Below are 20,631 nucleotides of genomic sequence, written 5' to 3'. Positions count from 1 at the left end.
AGAATATAAAAAGGAGATGGAGGAATGAAAAAAAATAGCCACTTTAAGTTGGGAAGCTTAATCCTACTAGCATTAATATTAGTATTTGGACAGCTTCCGTTAGGAGCCAAAATTTTTGCTCAACCAGATGTTATTGAAATCAGTACAGCTGACCAGCTAATTTCTTTAGCAAATACTAAATGGAATGAAAAAGATGAGGCTTTTAGCAAGCAATATAAATTGGTAGACAACATAGACTTAGATGGAAAAGATTTTAAAGGACTTGGAGACTCTAGTAACAAGTTTACAGGGATATTTGATGGAAATGGATATACAATTTCTAACTTTAATACCAAAAGCAACGCAGGTAGTGGTGAGCAAGGGTTTATTAACTTTCTTGATAAAACCGGTATTTTAAAAAATTTAACCTTTGATAATGCCAAGTTAACTTACGGGAAAAGTAGCGGGATTGCCATTGGATGTAATGCAGGTAAGGTTGAAAATGTCGTAGTTAAAAATAGTGTGCTCACAACCAATCAAAGTACCTGTGGTCTTCTAGCAAGTGTTAATGAAGGAAGTATTAAGAATACCAGTGTCATAGACTCAGAGTTAATTTCTACAAATGTAGATTATGGAACAACCCATGGGGGATTGGTTGGGAGAAATAAAGCCACGGGTAGCCTGGAGAGTGTCTTATTTGATGGGACAATTTCTGCCCAAAAATGGGCTGGAGGTATTGTTGGTTGGAATTATGGAAAGATAAGTAATGCGTATGCTACAGGTCAAATTAATGGAACAGAAAAAATTGGCGGCCTTGTAGGAAGAAATAATGATAGGACACAAATATCTACAAGTATTGCCAATGTAAACTTAAGTGTTAAGGAGAACCTAGCTGGCCCCGTCATTGGGGAAGAAAGTTATGGTGGCGGTAACCAGGAAGATGTAATCTATAATTCAGAAAACAAGTTTAGTGCTGACGCGCCAGTATTAAAGGGAACTATAGGAAAAACAGCCAATGAACTGAAAGATCTTTCTAAGTTTCCTGAAAGTTTTTCCGGTTCTTGGGAAATAAGAAGTGACGTTAATAATGGATATCCCTTGCCTAAAGGCTGCCAAGGGAAGAAAAACCAAGTTATAAAACCTGAAATAGCAAAGGCAACTGTCTATGTTATGAACTATAATCCGGATACCTTAACATTTGTGCCTCTAGCAAAGAGTCCTCAAACTCTAGAATTTAAAGAGGATGATATACTTTTAGATGTTATGGATAAAAATAGGATGGATTATATAGCTGTTGATGGGGCGTATGGAAAATATATTACAACAATGAGCGGAGTAAAGGCTACAGGGAAAGATGGTTGGATGTTTACCATCAACGATAAATTGGCTCCAACAGGCATTTCAACTCAAAAATTAAAAGATGGCGATGAACTTATTTTTTACTATGGGTCACAACTTAATAATTATAATGGGCCTAGCTTAGCGGAAGTAAAGAATAAATTAGAAGAGTATAGTGGAGAAAAACTAGAAGGAAAAGGGACTAAAGAAAATCCATTCCTTATCAAGACGGAAGAAGATTTTAAAGAAATAGAAAAAAACTTAGGTGCTTATTATAAACTAGACCAGGATATTGATTTAAAGGGAAAGGATTTTCAACCTATTGGCTCTAAATCAAATCCATTCACAGGTGTTTTTAATGGAAACAACCATACGATTAAGGGCCTATCTATTAATAAGGGAAAAGATGAAGATAATATAGGCCTCTTTGCAGCATTAAAAGATGCGAAGATTTTAGACCTAACCATTAAAGATGCTACTATTAATGGGGGAGCGAATTTAGGAATTTTAGCAGGCTACTCTGAAGAGAGCACTGTTATAAAAGGAGTGAGTGCATCAGGAAAGATTCGGTCTTCTTATGATAAAATTGCCAAAAAAACAAATATTGGTGGTCTAGTTGGATACAATGATGGAAATCAAAATAATAGCTATAAGTATAGCATCATAGATAGGTGCGAGGCCATTATTGAAATAACAACACCTAGTGACAAGTGTGGAAATATTGGTGGTCTTGTTGGCTATAATAATGGGCATATTAACAAGTCTAAATCCAGTGGAAGAATTAAGGGAGGTGTTATTGTTGGTGGCTTAGCAGGTGTTAACTCCCACATCATTAATGACTCAGTTTCTTCTGTAAACATTGAAGGTGATTATACATTAGGAGGATTTGTAGGCTTAAACCACTTTACTGGAACTTTAAGTGATAATGCAAGTTTGGGTCTAGTTATTCCTACTGATACAGGTTCTGCTCAAAATATTGGTGGCTTTGCTGGGTCAGCTTCAGGAAAATTAGAAGGGAACATCTCCCTGGCTAAGGTTCTTTCTGGATATAGTTGGAATGGAGCTTTTACCGGAAACTTTGATGGAGAAGTTAAGAATTTTAATAATAACTTTTCTGTTAATGAGGATATAAATGGGAACCCTATAAAAACAATAGGAAACGCCGTTGATCCGATTAGTGAACTTAGTAAAATTTCAAAAGAAATTGGGAAAACAAGTCAAGAAATGGCAGAATTAGCTAAGCAAAAGAATTTAGATGTTCCAATAATGGCGAAGGATACTGCAAAAGCTGAATTAGACAAGTATGAAGACCAGGTAGCTATTGGGAAAGAGATAGCAGCGAATGCAGATGTTACGGATCAAGTAATTAAGCTTAAAAAAGGGCAAAAGGCAAATCTAGAAGCGAAGATTTATCTTTTCCAAGAGGAGTACAAGGGCTATATTACAGATAAACTTCCAAAAGGGAAATTTAAGTTAATAAAACAAAATGAAACAGAAAAAACGGTTCAAGAACAAGTTTATATGGCAGTTCTTTTGGACGGAGAATATGCAAGTAAGAAAATAACAGTAGATATTGAGGCTCAAAAAGGAAATCTAGTTACACCAAACGAACCCAATAAACCAAATGAACCAAGTCCATCGATTGGGTCTCGAAAGCCAAGGCCATCCCAAAAGACAACAATAATTCAACCCATTCAAGACATAAGGACAGAAGAAAAGAAAGAGGACAGCATCACTGTAAAAGCAAGAAGTCCTTTTGATAAGATGACAGATCTTGTAAACCATTGGGCAAAAAACGTCATTAAGTATGTCATGAATCAAGGCTACTTTACTGGAACAAGTGAAACAACTTTTTCTCCAGATCGGCCCATCACTCGTGGAGAATTTGTTACCGTCTTAGGTCGTAGGGCCAAAATTGATGCAAACAAATATCCAAAGAGCAAAATGCTTGATATGGAACCAGGAGCCTATTATGAGCCCTATATTAACTGGGCCCTATCGGAAGGTATCCTTCAAGGTGTAGGAGGACAAAAAGTAGAACCGAACCGAAGGATTACAAGAGAAGAAATGGCGACAATACTCAATCGATACCTAGAAAAACAAAATAAGACCTATACAGGACAAAAATTAACTATTTATGTAGATCAAAAGAAAATATCCTCTTGGGCAGTAGAAGCTGTAAATAAACTGGGTCAAGAAGGCCTATTATCCGGACGAGACAACCATTATTTTGCTCCTAAAGAAAACTTTACTAGAGGAGAAGCGGCTCAAGTTTTATATAACTTGGATAATAAGTAAATTTAAAAGAAGGTTTCCTGGGAATAGGGATTTAATAGTGTTGGCGATAAAACGCCAACACTATTTTAGTGAAAAAAATGGGGCAAACTGGATATTACATTTTTATCGGGTCAATGAATGGTGATTTTATAGTAGTCTTGGTTTTGATAAATTCGGCAAGCATAAACTACTAGAGAGTAAACTTAACAATTGATGATACTAAGAAAGAATTAAATTTAATATGTCAAAATGAAAAGATTTAAACTTTATCTCTTATAAATAATCTATGAAAAATTCGGGGAACTAACACTGTCTAAAAAATTAAAATAAGTTCGGAAAACCTTAGGAGGAACAGGCAACAGAAAGTATTTGCAATTTAAAAAAATTGAAGATATAATAAACTTATATAAACTAAATATTTAACCCTATTGTGTTCTTACAAATTGTAAGCTAAGATGGAACTTGGTGAAAATCCAAGACGGACCCGCCGCTGTAAATGATGAGTTTATCCTAAGAAGTCACTGTGAAAGTTCATGGGAAGACAGGATAGATGAAGATTCATGAGTCAGAAGACATGCGCATAGGAGCTTCTTTATGGCGAGGTACCAAAAGAGAAAGGTGATAGGAAAATAGTGCAAATTCGGGCATTAGCGAAAGCTGATGTCTTTTTTATTGCCTTCAAAAGAAGATCAGCAGGGTGGATATGTAAGGAAGATGTTTGCATTTTAAAATCAATTACTAGGAGGCACAGATGAAATTTAAGAAGTGGTTAGTTCGGATTTTAGTCATTTGCATGTTGGCTACCAGTATGCCTTTTCCAAGCTTTGCCAAGAGTGAAGCTGAAAGAACAGAAAGCTTGAAAAAAAGTACTGTATCTATCGATGAGCAATGGGTTAATGCAAAGATAGATGAGATTGCTAAAATCTACCAAGACCAGCAAAAAAAGGAAGGCAAGCTCACGGACTGGTGGGCCATTATAGAGCTGGCCAAGTATGAACAAATTCAAGGCACCTTTGGTCCAGAGACATTTACAGAAGGAACAAAGCAATGGGTTAAGAGAAAAACCATTGATGAGGACACACAAAAGCCCAACAGTGATGTGAATAGCCTGACCAAAAATATTTTAGCTATTCGGAGTATGGGATATGACCCAGAAAACTACTACGGCGTCAACTTGGTGGAACTCTTGGCAAATCGTGCAGATTTTGGAAAGGAAGTCAATGCCTGGGGACCTGCCTTAAATGCCTTAACATCAGATGATTATAAAAAGTCACCAAGTCTAAAAAAGGCAACAGACCAATTAAAGAGCCAAATTTTACAAGCACAAGGCAATGATGGTCTATGGCAAGGCTATAGTCTCCCATGGGACATTACTGGCTTTGCCCTTTATGCCCTGGCTCCTTATTATGGAGAAGCAGACGTCAAGCAAAAACTAGATGGAACTTTTCAAGCCATAGGAAACGAAATGTTATCCAATGGAGATCTAACACAAAGTCCGGGAAATGCAAACTCATTAGAAATGGTTTTAGGCGGGGTTGCTGCCTGTGATCCAGGGCTTTTAACCAAAGACTACATGGTAAGAAACAATAAGACCTTAGTTGATGGCTTAAAGGCCTATGCGATAAAGGATGGCTTTGCATGGATTATCGGACAAGATGGTGGCAAGGAGATGGCGACAGAGCAAGGTTTTCGAGCCCTGCTTTCCTATATAGGCATGGTAAAAGGCAAGGGCGGAGTCTTTGATTTTCGCGGAGTTGATAAGCAAGAAGCCAAGGATAAGGACAACCGGGTTGAGGCCTACAAGGATTGGCTTGCAAGAAAGTATAAAGAATGTAGCGATAAGACCAAGAAAAGACCAGATGATCAATCTCCCATGCTCTATCCGGGTATGGTTCGAAATAAGATTCAAGTTCCAGAGCAAAAAATTCTTCAACTGGCAGACCAACAAAAAGGAAAGGCTGAAAATGACAGGTATGCAAAAGACCTGGCTCAAGTTATTTTAAACTTACGGGTTCTAGGAAAGGATCCAGAAAAATATAAGGGAACAAATTTTGTTGCCCAACTTGTAGGTCTTCCGATGGATAAAATTCGACGGGTTGATGAAATAGAAGCAGCCATCTATGCCCTGACATCAGACGACTACAAGACGCCGAAGAAGGATGAACGACTCAAGGAACTGGTAGACACTCTTTTAAAAAATAGAAATGGATCCAGTAAGCTTTGGGAAAACTATGGAGAATGGCAAGAAGATACAGGCAATGCCCTGGGAGCCCTGGCAGCTGTCGTTCGTACAAATCCAAATGGCGAACTGGCTGAAAATGCAAAGAAGGCCCTAGAGGAAACCATAAAATTAGTAGCAGGCAAGCAACTGTCCAATGGGGACTTTACTGAAGCATCTTGGATGGGGGATGGAAGCATTGCAAACCTAGGAGCCATCTTAAAGGGTCTAGCCCAAAAGGACCCTAAGCTATTAATGGATGAACAATTTCAAAAATCCGGAGATAACCTCCTGGATGTTTTAAAGGCTTATGATGTGCCTGGAGGGTTGTTTTCAGACACTAGAAATGACAAGGACACAGGACTTGACCTTAAGGGAGTAGAACAAGCCCTGTCAATTATTCTTTGGAGTATGGACCACAAGGGATTCATCTATGATTTTCGGTCTATTCCTAAAGAAGGGGGAGAAAGTGTAGATAAGACTCCTCTGATTGAAAAAATTAAAGAAGGACTAAAAGAAGAGGTAAGACTTTCCATTTCTAAAGATGGAAAAGATGTCTTGACCAAAGACTTCTATATTACACCAGAAGAAAGTAAGGCCTTTAAAGGTGCTATTAAAGAAGCAGAAGCTCTTGTAGAGAACAATCAAGCGACAAAAGAAGATGTTCAAAAGCAAGTAAAAAAATTAGACCAAGCAATTCAAACCTTAAAGGGACAGAAAAAACCTGGCTTAAAGGTACCTGTAAATAAGGCCAAGCTGCAAGAGGCAATCCAAGAAGCTAAAGAAGCAAAGAAAAACATACCTGTGGGCGAGGATCCGGCTAAATTTTTAAAGGGTGTAAAATTTGTTTCTCAAACCACCCTAGATGCCCTGAACCAAGCTCTTGGCCAAGGACAAGCCCTGGAAAAGAGGGAAGATGCCAAGCAAGAAGAAGTCAACCAAATGGTTGATGCCTTAAAGAAAGCCATAGAGACCTTTAAGGCAGGAATACAAACAGGTACAAAAGATGCTGTAGACCAAGCAAAATTAAAAGCAATCTTAGAAAAAGGGAAACGGGAAAGTCAAGCCTATCCAGTAACTGAAGATCCACAAGAAGTCCCTGTCAACCAATTATTTACGACTGCTGCCAACAAAGAAGCTCTGGAAAAACTTCTTACAAGAGCTCAAAAATTATTAGAAAATCCTGATGCTAGTAAGGCAGATGGAGATGCAATGATCCAGGAACTAGAGACAGGTATAAAGAAGTTTACAGATGGGCTTAAAGAGGGAAAACAGCTAAAAGATGGCGTTTATTTCCAAAAAGACTCAGGCGAAATAATCTTAATGGATGACAATAAGACCTTCCAACTGAGTGCCTTGGACCAAGGTCGATTCATATTAAAGGCGAAAAATTCCAATCCAGACTGGCAAGCTGATGAGCAAATGAAACTTGATGAATATGCTCGCAAGACCCACTACTGGATTAGCACAGATGGTCGCTTTAATCCAAGAGTGGCAAAAACCATGGATGCAAAAGTTATCAATATGGCAGATGGAAAAGCTTATACCTTTAAAATCCAACAAGTAGCTTCAAATATTGAAGAACTAAAAATATTGGTAGATGGAAGGGAAGTTTCTACCACGAATCCAATACAAATGCAAGGAAGTGCACCCAAGCATATTGTCGTTCAAGGACGAAGAAAGGGCAGTCAAAACTTCCAAAGCATCCCATATCAAGCCCTAAGCCACGATGCAACAGGACAAGGAGGAAATACAGGAGGACAATTTGGAAAGAGAATTACCCCAAATTGGGATTTCCAAATATCATCTGAGCCAATTACCTATGAAATTTATTTAAAGGAAGATGAAAAGGTCAAGGCTTCTTTCACGGCAGTACCATCCCATGTTGCAGTTCAAGATTTTAATATCAGAGTGCCGAAAAAAGCCTATATCCATGCTTGGAATGGAATTTTTGGAGATTATTTTGTTGGCATCCAAAGAGGGCCTGCAGCAAATGAATATATGGAAACTTTTACGCCAAGTAATGCTACAAATAGAGGGCTAACTTGGGAAGCCTTAACACCAGACATTGCCGAATTTATGGAAGTTCACAAAAATGGAATTGTCCCGAAAAAAGCAGGTCTAGCCAAATTTAAGGTAACCAGTGAAGACAACCCCCAAATTTCAAAAATTGTTGAAATAGAATTTGCCTATAAAGAGCCCTTAAAGAAGGCAAGTATTAAAGAAGATGTTATTCGGATGAAGAAGGGAGATAATTTAAGTCTTGAGATTGAAACCCTCCCTCAAGAAGCATCTGAAAAAAGATTCTACTGGTCTTTTGATCAAGATGGAATCGTAAAAATAAAGGATAGCGTAACTAATGATCCGACAAATATCAATATTCCTAAAAAAACGAGTCATGGGGTAACAGCCTATAAAGATGGGATTGTCAAAGTAAAGGGAATCCCCTATGACCAAACAGGAGGAGCTCAAGCTCTAGAATTTACGATTATTGTAGGAGATGCAAAACTTCCAGAAGACAAGAGCCCGCTAAAAGAAGCCTTAAGTCAAGCGGAAGCAATGAAGAAGGCAGACACAACAAGCCCAGACGGAAAAGATGTAGACAAAAATAAGACCTGGGTCACACCAGAAGTGAAAGCTGCCTTGGACCAAGCCTTGGAAAAAGCAAAGACAGTAGATGCAAAAACCGATGCAGACCAAGAAGAAGTCAAGCAAGCTATCCAAGACTTAAAAGAAGCCATGGCAAACTACAAACTACAAAATGGAACAAAAGAAGCAAGCCAACCTGCAGAACCAGGTAAACCAGTAGAACCAGGCAGACCCAATCCACCCCACGAAGAAAAAGAAAAGCCAAGCCCCAGTCCAAGCCCAAGACTTAGCTTCCCAGGTTTCTTCGCTTGGACAAGTCAACCTGAAAAAACCTTAGAAAAAACCCCAGAAAAAATCCAAGTAAAAGAAGAAAACAAAGAACCACAAACCCAGCCACAAAACCACTTCCTAGACATTCAAGGTCACTGGGCAGAAAAAGTCATCCAAGAAGTTGCAAACAAAGGCTACTTTAAAGGGACAAGCGCCACAACCTTCTCTCCCAATAAAACCACAACAAGAGCAGAATTTGTGACCGTCCTAGGAAGACTGGCAAAGATCAACCCAAGCCAGTACCCCAAGGCCCAACAAGTAGACATCCAAGAAGGATCCTACTACCAAGCCTATGTCAACTGGGCCATTGCAGAAGGTATTGTAAAAGGCACGGATGCAAACCACTTTAGTCCAGACCAAAAAATCACACGAGAAGAAGTAGCTACTATCCTTGCCAGATACCTGGAAAAACAAGGAAAACTAAAAAGCAAGCAAGTAGGACAAAGCTATCAAGACCAAGAACAAATTAGCCCATGGGCCAAAGAAGCCGTAAGAAAAATGACAGAAGCAGGCATCTTTAAGGGACAAGACAAGGGGAACTTTGCACCGAAGAAGTCCTTTACCCGGGCAGAATTGGCTCAAGTCATTACAAAAATAGAGGCATTCTAGGAATTGGCTAGAAAAGATATGGGAACTTTAGAATTTTTCCATAAGAGATTTGATGGTGGACATCTATTCTTATAAGGAAGAATTTAGTCAAAACCAGTTCAAGGAAAACATGAGAAGAGAGAATAGGACCATGGAAGAGGTGGGATAAAGGCAGATATAGAAAGTATGTAGAAGATTCATTCCAACTAGGATGAAATGAATCATGAAACAAGAAAGTAAAAAGGGCCTTGGATTTTCTAAGGCCCCCTTTACACTGTAAGGAGGTAGAAATGAAGAAACAAGTATCGCTAATACTGGCCCTTCTCGTCTTGTTTACATCGGTTCCTTTTCATTCTTTTGCTGAAAACCAAGACAAGGCAGTTTTGGCTGGGGCAAAAAATGAAAACACCCTTGTAGAAAGTAGCAAGAAGACAGAAAACCAGGCAAAAGAAAAAACAGAAAAAACCCCAGACCAGCAAGAAGAAAAGCTAGAAGTTGCTCAAGAGAAGATAGCAAGTGGGGTACAGGCACCTCAAGAAGAGACAAAAGATGTAAAGGCTGCTAGAGAAGCCGTTGAAGCCTTGGAAAACTTAGAAAGTAAAGACAAGGAAAAGATATTAAAGGCTGTAAATACGGCAAAAAAACTTGTGGCAAAGCTAGAAGACGAGCCAGTAAAGGCAGATCTTGAAGCAAGAATACTTGCAAATGATGTTGTCACCCCCAAGAAAATCAGCATTTCTTGGACTTTAGATGGAAATAAGCAGACCCGGACCTTGTTTGGAGACAATCCTACAGAAAAAGCAAAACTTGCTTACCAAGTATTCGAGGATGACGCACCTGTTGTAGAAAACTTAAAAGACCTTCAAGCAGATGTTCAAATGGCAAACCCAAATGTCAAGGTAGAGGTGACAAGGGACAACGACGAGGGTTCAAATATTGTCTTTTTCTTTTATAAAGTAACATCGAAAGACCAAAAGAAGGTTTTCGAGTTTAAAATTTTAGTTCCTGTAAAAAACCCTGATCGCAGTTTGGATACTGTGATAAAACAAAGTATTGAGAAAATTACGGACTACTATAGTGGGTCTTCAGATGACTGGGCGGCCATGTCCCTATCTTCCCTGGGCCACCATGATAAGGTGGACCAAGTAGCCCTAATCACAGCAGCACAAAAAACTGTGAAAGAAAAAATTTCGTCTACAGACTTAGAGCGGGTGACCATTTCCTTGACAGCCCTGGGCTATGATGTCCAAAAATTCCCTTTGGCTGATGGGAAAGTGGTGAATATTATTGAAGAAATTGCCAAGTATGAAAAGGGCCAGTATGGGGATGGACTGGGCACCTTAAATGGGTATATCTTTGCCCTGATTGCCTATGATTGTGGTCAATACCCCATTTCCCAAGGGGCTACCTGGACTCGAGAAAAAGTGATTGACTACATTCTTAAAAACCAACTAAATGATGGGGGATGGAATTTAAACAACCAGGGTGTTTCAGATGTTGATATTACCGCCATGGCAATCCAAGCCCTAGCTCCCTATTATAATAAGCAAGACAAGGTAAAAAAAGCAGTGGATAGAGCTTTAAATAAGTTATCTGACATGCAAACGAAGACCGGGAACCATGCTGGAGCCTATGAAGCCTGGGGGGCAGGACCCAATGCAAACTCAACAGCCATGGTAATTTTGGCCCTACAAAACTTAGGCCTTGATTCCCATACAGATTCTCGGTTTATAAAAAATGGCAAGTCTGTTTTAGATGGTCTTCTTTCTTTTAAAACAGCTGATGATTACTTTGGTTACACCGATAATTTTCAATTAAATGGGAAGGCAATGGAACAGGCATACCAAGCCTTAATTGCTTATAGGGACAAGAAAAATATCTATCGTTTTCCGAAACCAACAAAAAGTTTTGCTTCAGTGGTTACACCAATACGCCTAGAGCTTCTTCGATATCCAAAGACAGTCTACTTTGTAGGAGAAGCCTTGGATAAAAGTGACTTAGAAGGAATTGTCTATTTTAGTGATAGAACCAGTAAAAGAGTAGGGCCTGAATCTATTGACCTACAAGGCTTCGATACAGAAACAAGTGGTCGAAAGCTAGTTAAGGCTGTTTATTTAGGGCTAGAAACTAGTTTTTATATTTTTGTTAGGGACAGAGAACTACCCTCTGTACCGGGAGACCCCCTAAATCCTGACCAACAACCCAAAAACACAGCCTATGTTTCAGTTATTGTACCACCGGGTCCAAGAATCCATACCAATGGATGGACCATGAAGGCCAAAACAGCCTATCAAATTATTCCAGGAAAGGACACAGCCTTTTCCATTTTACAAAAAACAGGCCTGTCCTATAACTATAACTACCACAAGATTTATAAGGGGGTCTATGTCAATACCATTGAAGGCCTGTCTGAATTTGATGGGGGCCCCTATAGTGGTTGGATGTACCGGGTTAATGGGGTATTTCCAAACCACTCCTCTTCCCTGCACCCCATAAAGTCAGGAGACTATGTAGAGTGGATATATACTCGTGACCTGGGTAAGGATATTGGCGGCTATGTTGAAGGGATTGAAGATGATGACGGAACGGGGATTAAACCGGTTTTTGTAACCGTCCGCAACTCCCAAGGTGGCATGATTAACCCATCAGGAAGGGTGAAGGTAACCAAGACGGTTCCTGCTATCCTAACCTTTAAACCAGATCCAGGCTATGTCTTAACAGGTGTTTTTATCAATGGAAGAAACATTGGCATTGTAGATAGCTACACCTTGACTGTGGACAATGTGAAAGACAAGGACATTATTACAGCTACTTTTAAAAAGCTAGGGGAATTAACAGAAGCAGAAAAGAAAGAAATCCTAGAAAAGAAAAAACTAGGTGTCCAAGAAAGTGTTGGGAACAAACATTATACAGATGTGGATGGTCACTGGGCAGAAAAAGCCATTGACTATGTAACAGAGAAGGGATATTTCTATGGGATTGGAAATAAAAAATTTGGTCCAAACACCCATATGACCCGGGGTATGATGATTACTATCCTGGGACGGATGGATGGAGTGAAAGATCATCCAACAAATACCAGCTTTAAAGACATCAAGGCGTCTGATTTCTACGCTGCCCATGTGGAGTGGGCCTTGAAGAATAAGATTTCACAAGGAACAGGAAGTGGCTACTTTGAACCCAACCGGAAGATAAGTCGAGAAGAAATGGCAAAGATGATGGATGACTACCTGACCTACAAAAAGGTTAATTTGAAGAAAAGTCAAAAGGCAGATTTGAAAGACCAGGGCCAAATTGCAGTATGGGCAAGGGCATCCATTGAAAAGATGTATCTGGCAGGAATTTTAAATGGAACTCCGGAAGGAAACTTTAAGCCAAAAGACCTGTCAACTAGAGCGGAAGTAGCAACAGTCCTATACCGTATGGATACAGGTAAAGAGAATAAGTAATGGATGAAAGGAGAGTAACTGGCATGAAAAACTGGAAAAGAGTGTTATCCTTATTTTTGGCATTTCTTTTAATGGTAACGGCAGGTCCTCTCCCCATTTATGGGGAAGAGGAGCCGGCTAAGCCAAAATATAGGGTCACTTTTACAGACGCAGATGGATTAAGCTCTAAGCCACAAGAGGTGGAGGAAGGGGCTTCAGCACAAATTCCTCAAGAAATAAAACCGGGACCAGGACGGATAATCACAGCAATAAGGGATGGAGATGGAAATAAAAAGAACCCATCAGCCCCTATATTTAGGGATGAAAATTTCACCGTAGAATATGGAGACCAGGTTGATGTAACCCTATCGGTTATAGGGGATGAACGCTATAATGGGGAAAAAGGCTATAAAGATCAAATTATTGAACCCACCAAGGTAACCATTACAAGCCAAGACTTAGAAATTCAGGATGCAAAGGGATATCCTATAAATAAGCGGTATGCAACACCAGCCAATGCCTTAATCAAGGTCATGGAAGACAAGACACCTAAGGAACTTAAAGAAGATTTTAGAGAACAGGTAAATAAGGGTTATATTGAAGAAATGTTTGGTCTAAAGGCAAAAAGAGAAGCAGGGGATGGTTCTGGATGGATGTATTACATCAACCACTTCTACTCCGGTTATGGAGTAAAGGAAGCTCCGGCCCTGGACCAAGATTCAATCCGTTTTTTCTTTGTTGAAGACTATACCAATAACTACTACACCTGGTTTGACAAAACAGAAGCCACAGTAGAAGTAGGGAAGCCTTTAGACCTTGACCTATCCTATTCCCATTATGAAACAATGGGTGGCAAGACAACAACAGGTAAGTACCAAGGCGCCACCATCTATGTAGATGGAAAGGAATATAAAAAAGATGGACAAGTGGTCAAAACCAATGTAGAGGGAAAGGCCCAAATTGTCCTTGTAGACCCCGGTAGACACACGGTATCTGCAAAACATATTGGCGAAAATGGTCTGTTCCGTACGACTATGCCCTTTATGGAAGTCCATGTAACAGGGAAGCTATCAGATAATGCCAGCCTTAAAAGCCTAAGCTATGATGGGAAGGCAATTGATCTAGTAGATGGACAAACTTCTTATGATGTAAAATTGCCGGCAGGAACAAGTCAAGTTCCCCAAGTAGCGGCAGAAGCTATGGAAGGCGGGGCAAGTGTGGCTTTTACGCAAGCAAGTAGCTTGCCCGGGTCTGCCCTTGTTAAGGTGACTGCTCCCAATGGGACGACAATTAAAGAGTATAATGTGCACTTTAGCCTAGAAGATCCTGAGAATATTGCAGACTTAAAGACTCTAAGCTATAACGACCAAGCAATTTCCCTTGAAGAGGGAAAGACGGAATATACCGTAGAACTACCAGCCGGAACAGTAGACCTGCCTACTTTAAAGGCAAGTCCTGTGCATGAAAGTTCCCAAGTGGAAATCACCCAACCGACAGAATTACCAGGACAGGGAAAAGTTCTTGTTAAAGCAAAAAACAGTGAGAAGACAAAGGAATACACAGTAAACTTCACTGTGAAAGAAGCGACTTGGGAAGGGGAGGGAACTGAAGAAAACCCCTATTTAATCAAGAGCTTAGAGGATTTAAATCGGCTACAAAAAGATGTCAACGTAGATCAAAAATCCTATAAAGATAAGTTTCTTAAACTAACAACGGACCTGGAACTTCCAAAAGATTGGCTGCCCCTAGGAAGGAATCCAAGAAGTAATTACTTTGCCGGAAATATTAATGGGGACAACCACACTCTGACAGTGGCCAAGGGTGGAAAGCCATTATTAGGCAATGTGTCCTATGCAAAAGTAGAAAACCTGAATATTTATGGTCCAGAAATCAATGGCTATGGGCTAGTGGACAATTATTCTGTAGGAGATTATGGAGCTCCAGCTATTGATATTGACAATGTAACAATCAAGGCAGGAAGTAAAATCTTAAAATCAGGATTTTTAGGAGGCTATGCTTCCGGCTCTAACGTTGTAAACATTAGCAACTGTAAGATAGAAAAGGAAGTTATTATAGGCTATAAGAAAGACCAAGAAAAGATTGGGTCTTTTGCAGGGGATTTTAATGGGACCATTAAAAACTCCATTAGCTACGCTACAGTCTATGGAACAAAATATGTAGGCGGCCTAGTAGGTGCTAAGGGACAGTCTATGGGGCCCTTTAGTGTTGAGGACTCTATTTTCCATGGAAGTGTCATTGGAACAGGAGATTTTGTAGGTGGACTTGTTGGAGCCGGATATGATGGCGGAAGCTTTGGCCCATCAGCCAATACACCAAGCGTGTCTATTACCAATTCCTTGGTTATAGGAGAAGTAGAAGGCAAAAATAAGGTTGGAGGGCTTTTTGGTGGCGAAACCAATCAAAAGCAAGCTTGGAAAAATGGTATTGGCAAGATTCAAGGAAACCTATTTTTAGGCAAGGTAGGGGGAACAGAAAATGTAGCCGGAGCTATTGGCTATATGAACTCCCTAAATAAATACAATGAAATCACAGAAAACTTCTATCTAATTAAAGATTCTGCGGCTCCAGGAAAACCAAAAATTTTGGGTATTGGCGGAGGAAGCATCGTTGATACAAGTGCTGAAGAGGTAACGGATTTCCCTGGCATAACCTATTATGACTCCTCCGGCAAAACGGGTCGACCATCAAACATTGGATCGTCAAATCACAATAGGACAGACGATCCATTTGGTAAAGATGCTGCAAGTCTTGCCAAGACCATTATTAAGGCAGATGTCCTTAGTGAAGATGGAAAGGACGTTGACCCAAGTCAAACATGGGTTACTCCAGAAGTAGACCAAAACTACAAAAAAGCAGTAAAAGACTTAGAAGACTTGTTTAGTGGGGACAATCCAGCATCCTTAGATAAAGAAGCCGTGAATAGGGCTAAAGCAGCCTTAAAGGAAAGCATTAACAACTACCAGGCTCAAACCGGCAACGAGAGCAAGCTAGACATCTTGAACGGCTTATATATGGAAGCAATATATACAGAGGAAGCGGATGTAATCAGTCCAGATGGAAGAGATGTAGATCCAGAAAAAACTTGGGTGACAAAAGAAGTACAAGATGCTCTAGATGAAGCAAAAAATGAGGCAAATAAGCTTATTTCTGAAGACAGTCAGGATCAGGCTAAATTAGAAGCAGCCATCAAAAAATTGCAAAAGGCACTAGATGACTATAAACCTATGCCTGGCAAAAATCAGGTTTTGGATGCAGACTTTAATCTAGTAATAGAAGGTTTAGAAAATGCCTACTATGCCGAAAATGGAGAGGAAGAAAAAGAAGTCTCCTTTAACGTTTCTACCACAAAACAAATTCCAGAAGGAATGAAAATTCAAGTCACTTGTGGAGGAGATGAAGTTGAAGGGAAAGACGGAGTCTATAAAGTCAAAATTAAGAGTAAGCAGATGAATATCATTGACATCCGTGTAGTTGATGAAAAAGGAAAGACAGTAAAAAAGGCGGATGGAAAGGAAATAAAAGAACGCTTTGTCATTAATCTTCACACCATTAAGGTCATTGACTTCAAACCGGCACCAGGACAATTTGTCAATACAAGCTGGACAGACTACAAAGACCCCAATAAGATAAAGGAAAATAGCGTAGGTTCAGGATTAACTCTGGGATCTTTTGGCGGTCACCTTATTGTGGACATGCTTCAACCAGTTAAGAATGATTCCAAGAACCCCTATGGAGTGGACTTTACAGTCTTTGGAAATGCCTTTGAAATCAATGGAAAGTCAAATAAATATAATCAAGAACCGGCCGCTGTCTATGTTATGAAGGATGGAAATGGGAACGGTCTGCCTGATGACACCTGGTATGAACTGGCTGGATCTGAACATGGAAAAGAAACCACTATTCGGGATTATCAAATCACGTATACCAACCCCAAAGGAGCTGGGAAAAATATTCCTTGGAAAGATTCTCTTGGGAACAGTGGTTTTGTCTATGCCAATAATTATCACAGTCAAGAGTATTACCCTCTTCATGCAAATTTTCCCAATATCAATCCAGACCAAGAAAGCTACCAAGGGACCCTAATTTTAAAAGGAATGGATCCAAGTGATATTACTGTGAATGGAAAACATCAACTACGTTTTGGGTATGCAGAATCAAGGAAAACTCAGCCTAAGGGAGATTTAACAAGTCCAGATAACCCCTACACACCAGATGCCTTAGAAGGAAGTGGTGGAGATGCTTTTGATATTTCCTGGGCTATTGATAAGGCGGGAAATCCAGTCCAATTAGACGAAATTCGTTTTATCAAAATTGTATCCGCTACCAATGCCAACCAAGAAGGGGGAACAGGGGAAATTTCTCCTGAAATAACAGGTGTAACACGGACAAAAGCCATTGCAGAAGATATTGATGCATTAAAAATTACTTCAGAGATCAAACGGGATTATTTAGAAATAGGGTCTAGTGAATATCTCATAGCCCAAGCTTATAAAGATGGAAAAGAGGCTCCTCATGGAGATTTAGTCTGGATGACTTCAGATCCAAGCCTTGCTAAAATCAACCCTGTAACAGGTCTTGTTGAAGGGCTTGCTCCTGGAGAAGTGGATGTTACTGTAAGTAGTAAAGCAAACCCAAGTATCCAAGCCAAATACCATTTTACAGTACGGCAACCTATTGAGATTCAAGAAATTCTTGGCTTCCAATATCCTGAAAATAAAAAGAATATAACAGCTCAAGGGACAGTCTTTATGGAGCCCTTGGTACAAAATCAATTTGGTGAAAAAATAGAGATAGGCAAGGAAGACATTCAATGGGAAAGCTTAACGCCAGATAAGTTTATTATGAATCCTGGATTTAGTGCGAACGGATGGGTTGATGCTAGTGGTAAAGGGACAGGAGTAGGTCGCTTAAAATACAGCTACCATAACAAGTCTGTAGAAGTTCCCCTGCTGGTTTATCCTGAAGATTCTGTAGTAGATAATGTTTATGGAGAGACTCCTAGGATGAATGATTTAGATAAGGCATTAAGCTTAAGCTATGACTCGGTAATCCTATCCTCAGGAACGGCAAAAGAAAAACCCTATAATGAATTTGTTAAATTAGACCAAGCAGCCAGCCAAAAACTGGCTCAAAGTAATAAAAACCTGATTATTCAAGGAAAGTTCTTCGAAGTTCAAGAAGGAAATGCAGGCTTAAAGGTACCTGACTTAAAGGAAATTAGTTTTAAGGCAGATGAAGTTACTGGTGATGAAAGTCTAAGTCAAGCTTTAGGAACAGCAAAACCAGAAATGCCCTTGTATGACTTTACAGCAAATATTGGGTCTGGTCCGATTAAAATGGGATTAAAACTTGTTCAAGGACAATTTAAAGCAGAGGATGCAAGTCAATATAAGGTAGGGTATTATAATAAGGATACAGGAACCTGGGAAGAAGTAAAATCTACCTTAGATGCAGAACGAATGACCCTGTATTTTAACTATGGAAAAGATGGTATCTATACCGTGGTTAAGGGAGATTTAAAGAAATCAATAGACAAAAAAGATTTACAAGAAACAATTAAAAAGGCTGAAAAAGTTAAACAAGCAGACGAAACAAGTGCAGACGGAAAAGACGTGGACAAAGGCAAGACCTGGGTAACCCCAGCAGTCCAAACCGCCTTCGATCAAGCCTTGAAGAATGCAAAAGCAGTTAACGAAAAAACTGATGCAAGCCAAGACGACGTCAACCAAGCAGCAAAAGCACTCGAAGATGCCATAAAAGCTTACAAACCACAAGAAGGGACAAAAGAAGCTGTCCTTCCTGTAGATAAAACAAAGCTAAAAGAAGCCTTAAGTCAAGCAGAAGCAATGAAGAAGGCAGATACAACCAGTGCAGACGGAAAAGATGTAGCTAAAGACAAGACTTGGGTGACCCCAGAAATTCAAACCGCCTTGGATCAAGCCTTGAAGAATGCAAAAGAAGTGAATGCAAAAGAAAAGGCAAATCAAGAAGAAGTCAACCAAGCAGCCAAGGCACTCGAAGATGCCATGAAAGCTTATAAACCCCAAGCAGGGACAAAAGAAGCTGTAGCTCCTGTAGATAAAGCGAAGCTAAAAGAAGCCTTAGACCAAGCGAAAGCAATGAAGAAGGCAGACACAACGAGTACAGACGGAAAAGACATCGATCAAGACAAGACTTGGGTAACCCCAGCAGTTCAAGCTGCCTTGGACCAAGCCTTGGAAAAAGCAAAAGAAGTGAACGAAAACGCCAAAGCGACTCAAGAAGAAGTGACCCAAGCAACTCAAGACTTAAAAGACGCTATGGCAGGCTACACTCCAGAAAATGGAACAAAAGATAGCCAAGAACCAGTGGATAAGAAAGCCTTAAAGGCCGCTTTAGAAGAAGCCAAAGCAGTAAAACAAGCAGATACAACCAGTCCAGACGGGAAAAATGTAGCTAAAGATAAGACCTGGGTCACTCCAGAAGCTCAAAGAGCTTTAGACCAAGCCTTGGAAAAAGCAAAGACAGTAGACCAAAAACCAGGAGCAAGCCAAGAAGAAGTCAAACAAGCAATCCAAGACTTAAAAGAGGCTATGGCAAACTACACTCTACAAAATGGAACAAAAGAAGCAATCCAGCCAGTAGAACCAGGCAAACCCAATCCATCCCACGAAGAAAAAGAAAAGCCAAGCCCAAGACTGATCTTCCCAGGCTTCTTCACTTGGACAAGCCAACCTGAAAAAACCCCAGAAAAAGTCCAAGTAAAAGAAGAAAACAAAGAACCACAAACCCAGCCACAAAACCACTTCCTAGACATTCAAGGTCACTGGGCAGAAAAAGTCATCCAAGAAGTTGCAAACAAAGGCTACTTTAAAGGGACAAGCGCCACAACCTTCTCTCCCAATAAAACCACAACAAGAGCAGAATTTGTGACCGTCCTAGGAAGACTGGCAAAGATCAACCCAAGCCAGTACCCCAAGGCCCAACAAGTAGACATCCAAGAAGGATCCTACTACCAAGCCTATGTCAACTGGGCCATTGCAGAAGGTATTGTAAAAGGCACGGATGCAAACCACTTTAGTCCAGACCAAAAAATCACACGAGAAGAAGTAGCTACTATCCTTGCCAGATACCTGGAAAAACAAGGAAAACTAAAAAGCAAGCAAGTAGGACAAAGCTATCAAGACCAAGAACAAATTAGCCCATGGGCCAAAGAAGCCGTAAGAAAAATGACAGAAGCAGGCATCTTTAAGGGACAAGACAAGGGGAACTTTGCCCCAAATAAGACCCTTACCCGGGCAGAATTTGCTCAAGTCATTTACACTATGAATAATTAGTAGGTAGATGAGTCTAAGTAAGGAAATAATCTTACTTGGATCAGGTACTGACTTATAGAAAAAGCAAAGAGCACTTAGGTCTATCCAAGTGTTCTTTGCTAAAAAGGAGGAAAAGATGGAGATTGAAAAGTTAAGCGTTCAATTAAAGGGCTTTTCAGGACAGGTTTTGGATAAAATTCCAGACCGGAGTAAGCCTTTAAATATCAATGTATCTCATAAGGCAAGAGTGGAAAAGGTGGAGGGGACTAAAACTTATCTCTACCATCTTTCTACTGATGTGGCTCCTGAACCGCGGGCTCTTTTTACTTGCCAAGTCAACCAAGTAATTCAGGTGGATTTTGTTCAAGACCTAGCAATTCAAGAGGCGAAGAACGTATCTTATGACTTGTGTTCCCAGGCAGCCAATCTCCTATCTTTCCTAATAGGAACTATGACCAAAGAGTTAATTGATACACCGATTATTATTCCACCTTCTCTAAACTTGGAAGCTTTTGAAATTATTTGAGGAAGAGGGGGGTGCAACGGATAACACAGATTAGAGATATGT

General features: G+C 40.0%; 5 protein-coding genes and 1 riboswitch. All 5 genes read left to right on the top strand.

Going from position 1 to position 20,631, the window contains the following annotated elements:
• The first annotated feature begins 24 nt into the window (after positions 1-24).
• The 5 genes from BQ7400_RS06045 (at position 25) to BQ7400_RS06025 (ending at position 20,589) form a co-directional block, all read left to right on the top strand.
• Entirely contained in the window at positions 25-3,615 is a 3,591-nt protein-coding gene (locus BQ7400_RS06045; RefSeq protein WP_072469796.1) for an S-layer homology domain-containing protein, read from the top strand.
• A gap of 392 nt (positions 3,616-4,007) precedes the next feature.
• Positions 4,008-4,190, top strand: a riboswitch (cobalamin riboswitch).
• A 155-nt stretch (positions 4,191-4,345) separates the two neighbouring features.
• Positions 4,346-9,340, top strand: a complete 4,995-nt coding sequence (locus BQ7400_RS06040; protein ID WP_072469795.1) for an S-layer homology domain-containing protein — start codon at positions 4,346-4,348, stop codon at positions 9,338-9,340.
• A 269-nt stretch (positions 9,341-9,609) separates the two neighbouring features.
• Entirely contained in the window at positions 9,610-12,768 is a 3,159-nt protein-coding gene (locus BQ7400_RS06035; RefSeq protein ID WP_072469794.1) for an S-layer homology domain-containing protein, read from the top strand.
• A 23-nt stretch (positions 12,769-12,791) separates the two neighbouring features.
• Positions 12,792-20,084, top strand: a complete 7,293-nt coding sequence (locus tag BQ7400_RS06030) for an S-layer homology domain-containing protein (protein ID WP_180371963.1) — start codon at positions 12,792-12,794, stop codon at positions 20,082-20,084.
• Between the two features lie 115 nt (positions 20,085-20,199).
• Positions 20,200-20,589, top strand: a complete 390-nt coding sequence (locus BQ7400_RS06025) for a hypothetical protein (RefSeq protein ID WP_072469792.1) — start codon at positions 20,200-20,202, stop codon at positions 20,587-20,589.
• The last annotated feature ends 42 nt before the right edge of the window (positions 20,590-20,631 follow it).

The organism is Urinicoccus massiliensis, from assembly GCF_900120405.1.
Lineage (GTDB): Bacteria > Bacillota > Clostridia > Tissierellales > Peptoniphilaceae > Urinicoccus > Urinicoccus massiliensis.
This window is presented reverse-complemented; position numbering and strand designations above follow the sequence as displayed.